This is a genomic window from Candidatus Vicinibacter proximus (genome assembly GCA_016713905.1).
Taxonomy (GTDB): Bacteria; Bacteroidota; Bacteroidia; order Chitinophagales; family Saprospiraceae; genus Vicinibacter; species Vicinibacter proximus.
The window spans coordinates 983,651-996,401 of the sequence record JADJOE010000003.1 but is presented as its reverse complement, the minus strand read 5'-3'; the positions used below and the strand labels follow the sequence as shown (position 1 = coordinate 996,401).

Sequence of the window (12,751 nt, the reverse complement as noted above, 5' to 3'; positions counted from 1 at the left end):
CAGTTTGATTTATTTTTTCACAGTTTTCTTTTTTCAATCATTTTCTCGATTTCATCCTTGTAATTATTGCCAATTGGAATGTGCTTGTTTTGTCCTTTTTCCAATATTTCAATAGCATTACCAACAATTGCATTTATTCTATTGAGGTTAACAATAAATGATCTGTGAACTCTTATGAATTTTGAGGCTGGGAGTTTTTCTTCCAGGCTTTTCATGGTTTGTAATGTGATAATTTTGTTTTGGTCGGTTCTTATGATGACATAATCTTTTAATCCTTCAATATATAGGATTTCACTAAAGTTAACTTTAATAAATCTTTTATCTGCCTTAACAAAAATGTATTCTGTATTTTTTTCAATTTCAGGTCTTAAATCAAATTCATTTTTTTCAAACAGCTTATTGATGGATTTTACAAATCGTTCCATGGATATTGGCTTTAATAAATAGTCAAGCGCATTTAACTCAAATCCTTGGACCGCAAATTCAGGGTATGCGGTTGTAAATATTACCTTGGGTGGGTTTTGCAATGATTTTAAGAATTCAGTTCCCAATAACAAAGGCATTTCTATATCCAGAAACATAAGATCTATTTTTTCCAGTTGCAGAATCCTGTTCGCTTCCAAAGCATTTGAACATTTTGCTACTAAATGCAATTGAGGGATTTGGGAAACATAGGCCTCTAGTATTTCAATTGCCAAAGGCTCATCATCAACGATCATTGTTTTTATCATATATACTAATTTTTATTTGAAATAAAAAGAAAAAGATGTATTTCGTAGGAATCCGGAAATTCTGATATTTTTAATGAGTGTTGGTTTGGATATATAAGTTCTAATCTCTTTTTTACATTTGCCAGTCCTATTCCACCTATTTTTTTGCCTGTGAACCCAGGCATCAATTGAGATTTTGAATTTTTTACAATAAATTCAATGGTGTCGTTTCTTACAATAAAACTAACTTTAATGTATGCTTTTTCCAAACTTGTTTTAAGCCCATGTTTAAAGCTGTTTTCAATGAATGGGATGAATAGTAAGGGGGCTACTTTGGTGTTGTCAATATTTCCTATTACTTCTATCTCGATATCCGCATTTTTGCTTAGTCTTATTTTTTCTAATTCTATATAATTTTTTATGTAAAGAATTTCTTTTTCTAATTGAACTAGCTTTTCATTGCACTCATAGAGCATATATCTCATCATGTCTGATAATTTTAAAACCACCTCTGGAGCGTAATCGGATTTTTTTAGCGTAAGTGCATATAAATTATTGAGAGTATTAAAAAGAAAATGGGGGTTTATTTGATTTTTTAAAAACTGCAATTCAGTTTGGATGTTTTTTGTAATCAGGTCCTTTTTTTCCTTTTGGACTTTCAACCAATCCAGAGGTATTCTAACCAATGAGGATATAGCCGTAAAAACCAATAAACTGATGAAACTTAGCTTGGAGTCAAGTGCCCAGTCAAGACATTGTATATCATTTTGTAAACATAGTTGTCTGTTAAAATAAATTTTTACAGGCGTAAGAACAAGTGCCATAGCGATGATAAACCCTGTATAGGTAATAATGGATTGAGTTTGTATAAGTCTTGGTAAAAGAATCCATAGGTTTATATTTACGGTAATTATGAAGAAAAGGGTGTTTCCTAAGCTCCACAATGCAGCGACGGTTTGAGGCCATTCACTTGGTGCTATATAAAGCCAAATGGTATAAAAAATTAACCAAAACAGTATCTGGGTCCAGGTCCAATTGGTTTGACCAGAAATTTGATTGACTTTAATTTGTTCTGATTGGCCCATATCGCTGCAAATTAAAGCAGGTCTGTGAGAATAGAATTATTTTTTCGATTTAATGGCTCATTTAATAGACTAGTTCCAAAATATGGCAAATAGTTAAACTAATTCTTTATCAATTGGTTTCGTAGTCTATAATTACTTAAAATGAAGGAAAATCAGGTTCTCAAAAATAAGGAACTCGTTGGCTTTTTTGAAAATATTATTCATGGTCTTGGGGAAGATTCAGACCGGGAGGGATTATCTAAAACTCCTACAAGAGCAGCTAAGGCCATGGAATTTCTTACCCAAGGGTACCATGAAAATCCTGTCCATATCTTGGAGTCTGCACTATTTAAAGAAGATTATAGCGAAATGGTGTTGGTAAAAGATATAGAACTCTATTCCCTTTGTGAGCATCATTTATTACCTTTTTTTGGCAAAGCCCATATTGCTTATATTCCTAATGGATATATAGTAGGGCTTAGTAAACTGCCTCGATTAGTGGATGTGTTTTCCAGAAGATTACAGGTTCAGGAAAGACTTACTTTAGAAATCATGAATGCTATTCAGGATACGCTTAAACCCCATGGTGTAGCAGTAGTTATAGAGGCCAGGCACATGTGTATGATGATGCGAGGTGTACAAAAACAAAATAGTATGACCACAACCTCTGCATTTACCGGAGTTTTTAAGACCTTTGAGACACGAAATGAATTTATGAATCTTATCAATAAAAACAGCTGATGCTAAACAAAGCATACATTTTTCCAGGGCAGGCAAGTCAGTTCAGAGGAATGGGAAAGGATCTTTATGAATCTTCTGATTTTGCAAAATTATTATTTGAACAAGCTAATGATTTCTTAGGTTTTAGGATTTCGGACATCATGTTTGAAGGCAGTGATGAAGAATTACGACAAACACATATTACCCAACCTTCTGTATTTATTCATTCAATAATTAAACTTAAAGTAAATGGTAACTTGGATGGCGTTAAAGCGATGGCCGGACATTCTCTTGGGGAGTTTTCCGCTTTAGTTGCCGCAGGTGTTATTGACTTTGAAAGTGGTTTGTCGTTGGTTAGGACGAGAGCGCTCGCCATGCAAGAGGCATGTGATATGAATCCGGGGTCCATGGCAGCAATTGTTGGTTTGTCTGACGAGCAAATAGAAGAGGTTTGTACATCCATAACCGAAGAAATAGTCATTCCTGCTAATTATAATTGTCCTGGCCAACTCGTAATTTCCGGCAGTTTGGCTGGTTTACAACTGGCTGAAAAGAAGCTTCTTGAAGCCGGAGCTAAAAGATTTATCTTATTGGCCGTCGGGGGCGCTTTTCACTCACCGCTTATGGAACCAGCCCGTGAAAAACTTGCAGATGCAATCGATAAAACGGAATTTTCAAGCCCTTTGTGTGCAATTTACCAAAACGTCGACGCACGACCTTATACTGATCCGGCACAAATTAAAAAGAATCTCATTCTTCAATTAACGTCTCCTGTAAGGTGGACACAAACCATGCAAAACATGATTGTTGATCAGATTAATCATTTTTCGGAAGTAGGGGGGAATGGAACTGTTTTATCTGGGTTTTTAAAAAGAATTGACAGAAATATGCCAGTAGAAATATTATGAGCAATTTAAAAATTACACCCATTAGGTCGGGTCAAGTTCTTTTATCTGAACCATTTATGCTGGATCCTAATTTTAAGCGTTCGGTGGTTCTCGTTGTCGACCATACTGAAGATGAGGGTACCGTTGGTTTTGTGTTAAACAAGGAGACTGATTTTGAGCTATCAGAACTTGTAGAGGATATCGAAGACTTTCCGGCAAAAGTATTTGCAGGAGGTCCTGTTGCTACTACGACCTTGCATTATTTGCACAATGTTGGTGACTTATTGGAAGAATCAGTTAAGGTATGCAATGGAATTTATTGGGGTGGCGATTTTACGTCTTTGAAATTTTTAATTGATCAAAAACTAATTTTGCCGGAAAATATTAGATTTTTTTTAGGTTACAGCGGATGGACATCAGGGCAGTTAAAAACCGAATTAGAGGAGCGGTCTTGGATCATTTCAGAAATGGATCCTAATTACTTGTTTAAGAACAAGATAGATCAACTATGGAAAGATATGTTAAAGGAAAAAGGGGAGCATTTTGGGGCCATCAGCCAAATAGATGGAGATTATATTTTTAACTAACAATTATTGTTTTGATCAGAATTCAGAATTTAACACTCAGATTTGGGGAGAGGGCGCTCTTTGATAAGATTTCATTTACGATTACAGAAGGAGAAAAATTGGCCGTTACAGGTCGTAATGGAAGTGGAAAATCTACCCTCATTAAGGTTTTGTCTGGGGTTATTCCACCAGATGAGGGGTTTATCGAAAAACCCAAAAAATTGACGGTAGGGTATCTACGCCAAGAATTACCTGAAGATGAAGGGAGAAGTGTCAAGGATGAAGTTTTGTCATCCATGAAAGAAATAGAAAGTCTAAAAACTTCTTTGCAGGAATGTGAAGACTTGCTCCACAAACCTGACTTAGATCATGATGAAATGATCAGGGCTGTAGAGGAGATGTCAGAGCTGCAACACCGTCTCGAATATCTTAATGCAGATAAACTTGAAGGGGAAATTGAAAAAATTCTAACCGGATTGGGTTTTAAGCCTTCAGATTTAGTTAGGCAGACAAGAGAGTTTAGTGGTGGATGGAGGATGAGGGTTGAACTTGCAAAATTGTTATTTGCAAAGCCAGATTTAATGTTGTTGGATGAGCCAAATAATCACTTGGATATACTTTCTATTCAATGGTTAGAAAAATATTTAATTGCATATGAAGGTAGTGTATTGTTGATTTCACATGATTTGATGTTTGTGAATAATATTGCCAAACGAATCATAGAGGTGGATAGAGGACGAATTTATGATTTCGTAGGCACTTATTCGGATTTTATAAATTATAAGAAGGAACGCCGTGAGGTCGAACTAAATGAATATAAATCACAGCAAAAGTTAATTCAACATAAAGAGCAACTGATAGATAAATTTAGAGCTAAAGCAAATAAAGCAAGTTTTGCAAAATCATTGCAATCAGAGTTAGCCCGAATGGATGTAATGGATGAACCGGATGATGAGCAAGGGTCGATCAGATTAAGATTTCAGCCATCTCATCCGGGGGGTAGAATTGTGGTAGAGGCTCACCACCTTTCCAAGTCCTATGGCGCCTTGGAAGTATTAAAGGATCTGGATTTTATGCTTGAACGTGGTCAGAAGTTGTCCTTTATTGGACAAAATGGTCAGGGAAAGAGCACAATGGTTAAATTACTTAGCAAGGCAATCGATCCCACGCATGGACATTTGAAATATGGTCACGAAATAAAAATTGGTTACTTTGCCCAGGAACACGGAGAAATCTTGAATCCCGATTTAACCATCATGGAAACCATTGAATATGCTGCTCTTCCACAGATTCGTCCTATGATAAGAAAAATACTTGGTGGGCTGGGCTTTAGTGGGGAAGATGTGGATAAGCGAATTAAAGTGCTTAGCGGTGGCGAAAAATCAAGAGTTAGGTTGGCTGTATTGTTGGTACAAGAACATAATTTTCTGATACTCGATGAGCCAACTCATCATTTGGACATACCTTCTAAGGAATCCCTGAAAGAAGCAATCAAACAATATAAAGGTACTGTCGTTATCGTGTCTCATGATCGGGAATTTTTAAGAGATCTAGCTGAAAGGACATGTTTTTTCTCGAATCAAACCATTCGTTTTTTTGAAGGGGATATTGACTACTTTTTAGAAAAAATTGAAGCGACAGATTTAGAAAATACTTTTTCAAAGCAGCAATTGATTTCTACGCAAGATCAGCTTGTATCTCAAAAAAGTAATCCCCAAAATTTAGAAGAAAAGAAAAAGATGCTAAAACGAATTCAAATTCTTGAAAAAGATATTGAATCTGGAGAAAAAAAGAAAAAAGATTTTGAATTAAAAATGGCAGATCCTGAATTTTACCAATCACGGGATAGCCAAAAAATATTATCTGAATATCAAAAAATTAAGTCAGAAATTGATTTAAAAACAGTAGAGTGGGAAAGACTAATTGAGCAATCCGAGTAAAAAAACAAAAGGCCATTTCTTAATAGAAATGGCCTTTTTAGCATGGCTTTGGGGATAAACCTAAATCAAATATATTCTTTCATTTTTTTTCATTAAAAAACCAAGAAGGACTACCAGCATTTTATTTCTATAGCTGCAGAAGCAGTAGATAGAACGATCTCATTGATATTTACCAAAGAATTAATCCCTTATTAGCTAACCAAAACTAATTAATGCCATACTGGTAGTCCTTTTCCTGGATCCCATTTTCAATATTCAAATCAAGCATCGTAACTATTAACTTTTTAATCGTTATCGACAGTACAAAGATTGGATATATAAATTATATGTAAATCAATGAAAACCCCGATTTTTAAAAAATCAGGGAAAACCCTGAGTTTTTAGCCTTTCACCGGGACCTGAATAAGTGTGGAAGTCCCTTCGTTGGGCCTAGATTTAATTGATATTTCTCCCTTTAGGTATTTTATCCTGGATTTTATATTTTCTAAGCCCATACCCTTGTTGACATGATCAGTTTGATATCCGATGCCATCATCTTCTACTATAATTTCCAGATCCGGCTCTTTAAGACTCAATTGTACAAGAATTTCATTTCCTTTTGAATGTTTGATGGAATTGTTCAGCAGTTCTTGGACTATCCTATATACTTGCAAAGCCCTAGAGGATTCCATAATTTTTTCCTTTCCATCAAATCCATAGTCCTGAAATATTATTTCAGGTCCTTTTTCACGATTGTATCGATTAAGCATATCTTTTATGGCCTCAATAAGTCCAAGATCTTCCAATGCGCCAGGTTTCAAATCATGTGAGATGTTTCTCACTTCAACACACGCAACATCAATCAAGTCATGCACTTTAATAAAGTCAGTATTACTTAATGCTACTCTGTTATCAGTTTGCAATTTATCGAACCTCAATTTGATTGTAGATAAAAGACCACCCAAACTGTCGTGCAAGTCTTTAGCTATCCTTTCCCTTTCTTCTTCTTGCCCTGCAATCATAGATTTCATTGTTTGCAGGGTTAGGTTGTTTTCAAGTTCGGTGATCTTTTGTTGGTTGATTTGCTCATTCTGACTATGAATTATTTCATTTGCGGATAACTTTTGCTGATAAAACAAAATGATAATGAATCCTGCTAAAAGTATCGAAGCAATGCTGAATAACAAACCGTATAAGGTAAAATTTGACCTTCTGTTTTTGAGTTCGAATAGACGTTGATTTTGCGCCAGGTCAATTCTATCTTCCCTTATTTCTTTTTGTTCATAACGATCAATGGATCTGTTTAGAATTTCATTCCGCTCAATGTGGTGGAGACTGTCATTGGTCTCAATATATTTTAACAAAGCAAGGTTGGCCTCCTGATGCTTATCCTGATTACGTAAACAATCAAAGATCTTACTGCTTAATGCTTTATGATCGGCAAGAAAACCTATGGCTTCAGCTATTTCAGCAGCCTTCTGGTAAGCTATGCAGCCTTGTACAGGATTTCCACCTAGTGTATAGAAATCACCCAGGAATGAATAACAATAGGAGAGCATTTCATTCATTCCATTCGTCTTTGCAAATTTTAGTACTTCAAATAATTTTGATTTTGCCAATGGATTGTTGAGTCCAATTCTTACCAATGCATCCAGAAGCATAATTTCATTGTAACACAGTGGATTGTTTTTTGATGGTTTTTCTGCTTCTGCCTGCCCCAAAAAATATCCGGCCATTTCAATATTGCCCATTTTATAATAGACAAGTGTCATGAAATTGTAAGTTCTTACCAGGTCTAGAATTCTGTTGTTCTGACGAAAAAAAACATGACAATACTCCAGATTAACTATGGATTTGGGATACCACCCAAGAATATAATAAACCTTTGAAAGTAAAAACCGATACTGGTGGACTTTATTCAGATCATTTAAATCCAGGTATTTTTCAATAAGGCGGATCGTAGGGATAATGATCTCATCAAATTTATGCTCTTTGATTAATGAATCAACTTTGGAAGAAAGGCTATCTAGATAAGGACTGGATTGTTGATTTGCCTCTGAGTTGCTGAATAAAAAATCCAGGTCTTGTGCGGTCAGGTTTGAAAGACGGCACAGAAATAACCATATGAACAGATACTTTTTCACGGGTAACCGCAAAGTTAACTGGTTGTTTAATAAATAAAATCAGGGTTTTCCTTGATTTTTTGGTGTTAAATGAGTTTTAATTCATAAGCTGCACGTACCAGGCCGGCGGTATTCTTGACATTCAATTTTGAAATCAGGTTGCTTCTGTGTGATTCCACCGTCTTAAGGCTGATGAAAAGCGAATTTGCTATATCTTGTGTAGTGTATTCTTTCACTATGAGTGCCAAAACTTCCTTTTCTCTTCTTGAAATTTTAGGAATGAGTAGCCTGCTGGATTTTTTAATCGGATTGTTTTTTAATAACCCGGACATTATAGTTTCTGTTACTTCGGAACTGAAATATGTTTCTCCCAACGCAACAGTTTCTATAGCCTTCAGTAACTCAGCTCTTCCGGTATTTTTAAGAATATATCCAAGTGCTCCGTTTTTAAGGATTTCAGTCACAAAACTCTTTTCATTATACATAGACAAAGCCAGGACTTTAACTTTTGGAAATTCTTTCTGAATTTTAGAAGTAACTTCAATCCCACTCATTACCGGTAAGTTAATATCCAGCAACAATACATCAATCCTGTCACCGGTGAGCATTTGAAAGACGGCATTTCCGTCAAAACATTTATCAACTAACTGGATGTTTGTTTCGCTTTGGAGTATGGACTCAATTCCATCCACAAACATGGCGTGATCATCAGCAATTGCAACTCTTATCATGATTAGGTCTCTTTAAAATGGGAGTGTAGAGAATGGATAAGAACCGGAATAAGGATGCAAGAATACACAAATTATAGTAATTTATATACGAAATTAGGTAAGATTATTTTAAACTTCTCCATTTATCTAATTGATGCATAACCGCCCTGAAATCTTTTGGAGGCTCTGCCTGAAAACTTAAATTCTTCTGATATAGATTAAAGCTCAATGAGTAAGCATGTAATGCAGTTCGATTAATGAGTGGTCTAAATTCTTCATCCTCTTTAGACAATTTGCTTTTTACTTTTATATCTTTAATGGTTAACTGGTCTCTTTTACCATATAATTTGTCGGCAACAATTGGACAGCCCATATAAGCCAAATGTATTCTGATCTGATGAGTTCTCCCTGTTTCCGGTTTTAACTCAATCAAACAAAATTGATTCCAGGCCTTCATTACCCGGTATTTGGTAATGGATGGTTTGCCTTTGGGGTGAATTACCATTCTTCCGTCTCCACTTGAAGAGTGGGCAATAGGGGCATTAATTAAGCCTTCATTTTCTGGAGGGGTAGATTCTACAATTGCCAGGTAAGTTTTAACCACCTCCCTGCTTTCGAAACTTATGCTTAATTCCCGATGGGATTCCGCAGTTCGACAGAAACAGATGAGTCCGCTTGTCTCACGATCTAGTCGATTAACAACATATAAAGGCTCAAACTGCTGCTTTAGCAAATTAAACAGATTTTCTTTGGAAAGATCAAATCGGTCAGGAATACTCAAAAGTCCGGAGGGTTTGTTAACGATCAATATCTGGTCGTCCTGATAAATAATTTCAAATGCGTTTTTCAAATTAATCCAGATATTGAGAACCTATATCAGAAGTTTTCTTGTTACCAAAAAGGTAATAATGTAGAAAAAGAGAACCGCGAAGTATTCCTGAAATTTGAGTAGGACCGATTTTAGCTTTTTCCACCAATGAGTTGTAGTTGTCTTTTTTGTGCATAAGGTATAAAGTCGACAAAATGGAAGTAACATAAGCTTCAATTACCTTAAAAAACAAAATGAACTTTCCGGAGAGCAAATATTTGATGCTGATTAAAAAATCTACAATTAGCCTAAGGGGTAGAAGTGCAATCAGATAGACATAAGGCACATTTTTGAAAAGCGTAGAAAGATTATTTCTAAAATTCAAAAATATTTTCCTCGGGTTTGTGTATTCAAGTGTACCACCTCCGAGATGATAAATCCTGGATTTGGGTTCGTACCAAATATGGCCTCCGGCTCGCTGAATTCGCCAGCATAAATCTATTTCCTCCTGGTGCGCAAAATAATCACCATCAAATCCACCCAATGCCTTAAACATATTTGCATTGACCATCATTGCTGCACCACTGGACCAGAATATTTTTTTTGCAGATTCGTATTGCTGCGTATCCTTTTCAACTTCATTTAACATTCTCCCTTGAGAGAATGTATAACCCATTAAATCCATCAACCCTCCTGCGGCTCCGGCATATTCAAAACTTTCAGGATCTGATATAGAAAGAATTTTTGGTTGACAAGCCATATTATTTGGGTCAGCCTTCATCCTTAATAACAGAGGGCTGATCCACTCTTCTGTAACTTTTACATCAGAATTTACAAGTATAAAATAATCAGATTCTATTTGTGCCAATCCTTTGTTGTAGCCTTCGGCATATCCATAATTCTTCTTCAGTATAATTCTTTTGACTTCAGGGTAATTGTGTTGTAAGAAAAGTACGCTGTCGTCTGAAGAGGCATTATCAATTACATATAATTTAGCATAATTGGGAAGGAATTTAAATAGATCAGGAAGATATTCCCTGAGATATTTTTCTCCATTATAATTCAAAACCACAACTGCAATTTTAGGACTCCTCTTTTGTCCTGCTTCTGTCAAATGATATCGAAATAGAATATCCGTAATTTTACGGTCATCATTCTTTATTTGATCAGTTAGTTGTTCTAAATTTTCAAACTTTCTATCTGGTCTGATGAATTCGATTATTTCTATTAGAATTTGTTGGCCATAAAGGTCTCCATGAAATTTTTTAAGATGTATCTCAATGGTTTGCTGAAGGTGTTCTCCTATGGTAGGCCTTGTCCCTATGTAGAGTAAAGCATCATAGGTTACATCATTGATTTGAGCAATGGCAGCATAAATCCCCGGATTCGGAATAAGTTTTACTTTTTCAGGAAGTTCAAGATTAGCCGTAGGATAGCCAATTTGAGTGCCCAGGTGTTGTCCCTTCACAACTTTTCCCATCAACAAATATGGACGACCTAAAAGTCGGGTAGCTTTTCCAAAATCATTTAGGTGAATAGCCTCGCGGATTTGTGTTGAGCTGATCTTTATTTTTTCATCTTCCTTTTTGGCAATTTCAATCAATCTAAATGAATGATTTTCAGCATAGGCATGCATGAGTTGTATGTCACCTAGACTATTCATTCCAAATCTATGATCGAATCCAATGATCAAAGTATGGGGTGAAAATTGTTTGATGAGAAAATCTTCAATATATTCTTCAGCTACCATTTGTGAAAAGCCAAAAGTAAATGGCACGATCACCAAATAGTCCAAATTCGTTTCACTAAGCAGATAGATCTTCTCTTCTAAACTGTTTAACAAATAAATGTTTGAAGGATCTTGATCAAGAATTTGCCTGGGATGGGGGTCAAAAGTAATCAAAACGGATTCTCCTCCCACTATTTTTGCCTGCGCACAAACCTGATCGACAATATCCCTATGGCCATCATGAAAACCGTCAAAGGCGCCAATCGTAACAACGGCATTTGTAAATTTAGGTAGAGGGTCTCTTTGAAGATAAATGACTTTCATGGCTCAGCCACAAAATTAATAAAAATTGCCTGCTACAATGGATTTCACAACCATCAATGTACTTTTGTGAATTATTTAACAAATTATGAATTCATTAATTGAAAGCCTAATTGAGGCATTGAAAACAATTGCAGAGCCGGTCTCAGGAAAGGACATCATTACCTTGAAAATGATAAGGGAGCTGAGGGTGGAAGGGCAAAATATATATTTTAATATTGTATTGCCAGGTAATAATTATTCAGGTAAAGATGAACTATATCAAAATATTTATAAGGATTTAAGTGATAAATTCAGTGATTATCAGATACATGCTCATTTTGTAACCCAAACTCCTTTTAGCGACACGCCAAATTCATTGCTTCCACAAATCAGTAATTTTGTTGCGGTTTGTTCTGGGAAAGGAGGAGTCGGCAAGTCAACAGTTTCTGTAAATCTTGCCCTGGCTTTACACCGGTTAGGATTTAAGACCGGACTATTGGATGCTGATTTGTATGGCCCATCTTTACCTACTATGATGGGAATTAAAAATCAACGGCCCCAGGTTAGGGATGAAAATGGTAAAAAACTACTTGTGCCAATTTTAGTCAATGGAATTCCTGTTATTTCTTTAGGTAATATCATTGAGCCTGAACAAGCTGTGGTTTTGAGGGGCCCCAGACTAGCTGCCATTATTAAGCAATTTTTTCAGGAGACGTATTGGCCTGACCTGGATTATTTGATAATTGATTTGCCCCCAGGCACAGGGGATGTTCAATTAACACTTGTTCAAACCATTCCGCTTACAGGAGTGGTCATGGTAACGACACCCCAGGAAGTTGCAGTAATTGATGCCATTAAGGCGGCCAACATGTTTACTATGGATCAAATCAAAGTGCCCATTTTAGGGGTGATAGAAAATATGTCGTGGTTTGTACCTGAAGATGATCAAAGTAAAAAGTATTTTATTTTTGGCAAGCATGGCGGCACAAGATTGGCCAATTTTACTCATTCCGTCTTATTAGGACAAATTCCAATTGTGGAGACATTAAGAGAACGTTCAGATTCAGGCAATGTATTTGATGCAAATCAAGAAGATGATTATATGAATATTTACCTGGATATAGCTTCTCAACTGGATAAGAAAGTCCAATTGAGGAACCTTGTTTTGTCTCCGACTTTGCGTGTCGAACAAAATGGATAAATAGCTGAAGA

11 protein-coding genes are annotated in these 12,751 nt (G+C 35.9%); 5 read left to right on the top strand and 6 right to left on the bottom strand.

Translation table 11 applies throughout. The annotated features are described in order from the left end of the window. Nucleotides 1-17 precede the first annotated feature (17 nt). Nucleotides 18-731, bottom strand: a complete 714-nt coding sequence (locus IPJ83_12535; GenBank protein ID MBK7881374.1) for a response regulator transcription factor — start codon at nucleotides 729-731, stop codon at nucleotides 18-20. 5 nt (nucleotides 732-736) lie between these two features. Beyond that, the gene (locus tag IPJ83_12530) at nucleotides 737-1,795 is read right to left on the bottom strand and encodes a histidine kinase (protein MBK7881373.1); all 1,059 of its coding nucleotides are present in this window, start codon (nucleotides 1,793-1,795) and stop codon (nucleotides 737-739) included. 141 nt (nucleotides 1,796-1,936) lie between these two features. Between IPJ83_12530 and folE the strand changes: the two genes are divergently transcribed. From folE to IPJ83_12510, 4 genes are read left to right on the top strand one after another with little or no spacing between them, the layout of a single operon-like run. Continuing rightward, entirely contained in the window at nucleotides 1,937-2,515 is a 579-nt protein-coding gene (folE, locus tag IPJ83_12525; GenBank protein ID MBK7881372.1) for a GTP cyclohydrolase I FolE, read from the top strand. Further along, nucleotides 2,515-3,402 (top strand): ACP S-malonyltransferase, encoded by an 888-nt coding sequence (fabD, locus tag IPJ83_12520; GenBank protein ID MBK7881371.1) that lies wholly within the window; start codon nucleotides 2,515-2,517, stop codon nucleotides 3,400-3,402. Before folE ends, fabD begins: the two co-directional genes overlap by 1 nt. Beyond that, on the top strand, nucleotides 3,399-3,968 hold the full coding sequence (locus tag IPJ83_12515) for a YqgE/AlgH family protein (GenBank protein ID MBK7881370.1): 570 nt from the start codon (nucleotides 3,399-3,401) through the stop codon (nucleotides 3,966-3,968). The genes fabD and IPJ83_12515 overlap by 4 nt, the downstream gene beginning before the upstream one ends. A gap of 11 nt (nucleotides 3,969-3,979) precedes the next feature. Continuing rightward, the gene (locus tag IPJ83_12510; GenBank protein MBK7881369.1) at nucleotides 3,980-5,887 is read left to right on the top strand and encodes an ABC-F family ATP-binding cassette domain-containing protein; all 1,908 of its coding nucleotides are present in this window, start codon (nucleotides 3,980-3,982) and stop codon (nucleotides 5,885-5,887) included. Between the two features lie 380 nt (nucleotides 5,888-6,267). On the opposite strand, the gene IPJ83_12505 is transcribed toward IPJ83_12510, so the two are convergent. The 4 genes from IPJ83_12505 to ribF all read right to left on the bottom strand — a co-directional run bounded on the left by IPJ83_12505 (nucleotide 6,268) and on the right by ribF (nucleotide 11,560). After that, nucleotides 6,268-8,010 carry a hypothetical protein gene (locus IPJ83_12505; protein ID MBK7881368.1) on the bottom strand — a complete coding sequence of 581 codons (1,743 nt, stop codon included), beginning with the start codon at nucleotides 8,008-8,010 and terminating at the stop codon, nucleotides 6,268-6,270. A gap of 65 nt (nucleotides 8,011-8,075) precedes the next feature. Further along, nucleotides 8,076-8,720: a response regulator transcription factor gene (locus tag IPJ83_12500; GenBank protein MBK7881367.1), complete on the bottom strand. Its 645-nt coding sequence runs from the start codon at nucleotides 8,718-8,720 to the stop codon at nucleotides 8,076-8,078. A gap of 103 nt (nucleotides 8,721-8,823) precedes the next feature. Next, nucleotides 8,824-9,549, bottom strand: coding sequence for an RNA pseudouridine synthase (locus IPJ83_12495; protein ID MBK7881366.1), 726 nt, complete (start codon nucleotides 9,547-9,549; stop codon nucleotides 8,824-8,826). 1 nt (nucleotide 9,550) lies between these two features. Continuing rightward, nucleotides 9,551-11,560: a riboflavin biosynthesis protein RibF gene (gene ribF / locus IPJ83_12490; protein ID MBK7881365.1), complete on the bottom strand. Its 2,010-nt coding sequence runs from the start codon at nucleotides 11,558-11,560 to the stop codon at nucleotides 9,551-9,553. An 85-nt stretch (nucleotides 11,561-11,645) separates the two neighbouring features. On the opposite strand from ribF, the gene IPJ83_12485 reads away from it, so the two are divergent. Then, nucleotides 11,646-12,740: an Mrp/NBP35 family ATP-binding protein gene (locus IPJ83_12485; GenBank protein ID MBK7881364.1), complete on the top strand. Its 1,095-nt coding sequence runs from the start codon at nucleotides 11,646-11,648 to the stop codon at nucleotides 12,738-12,740. Nucleotides 12,741-12,751: the final 11 nt, after the last annotated feature.

Bases quoted from the DNA above. Each gene is read 5' to 3' on its own strand.
- IPJ83_12535 (MBK7881374.1), bottom strand. From the start codon at position 731: ATGATAAAAACAATGATCGTTGATGATGAGCCTTTGGCAATTGAAATA.
- IPJ83_12530 (MBK7881373.1), bottom strand. From the start codon at position 1,795: ATGGGCCAATCAGAACAAATTAAAGTCAATCAAATTTCTGGTCAAACC.
- folE (MBK7881372.1), top strand. From the start codon at position 1,937: ATGAAGGAAAATCAGGTTCTCAAAAATAAGGAACTCGTTGGCTTTTTT.
- fabD (MBK7881371.1), top strand. From the start codon at position 2,515: ATGCTAAACAAAGCATACATTTTTCCAGGGCAGGCAAGTCAGTTCAGA.
- IPJ83_12515 (MBK7881370.1), top strand. From the start codon at position 3,399: ATGAGCAATTTAAAAATTACACCCATTAGGTCGGGTCAAGTTCTTTTA.
- IPJ83_12500 (MBK7881367.1), bottom strand. From the start codon at position 8,720: ATGATAAGAGTTGCAATTGCTGATGATCACGCCATGTTTGTGGATGGA.
- ribF (MBK7881365.1), bottom strand. From the start codon at position 11,560: ATGAAAGTCATTTATCTTCAAAGAGACCCTCTACCTAAATTTACAAAT.
- IPJ83_12485 (MBK7881364.1), top strand. From the start codon at position 11,646: ATGAATTCATTAATTGAAAGCCTAATTGAGGCATTGAAAACAATTGCA.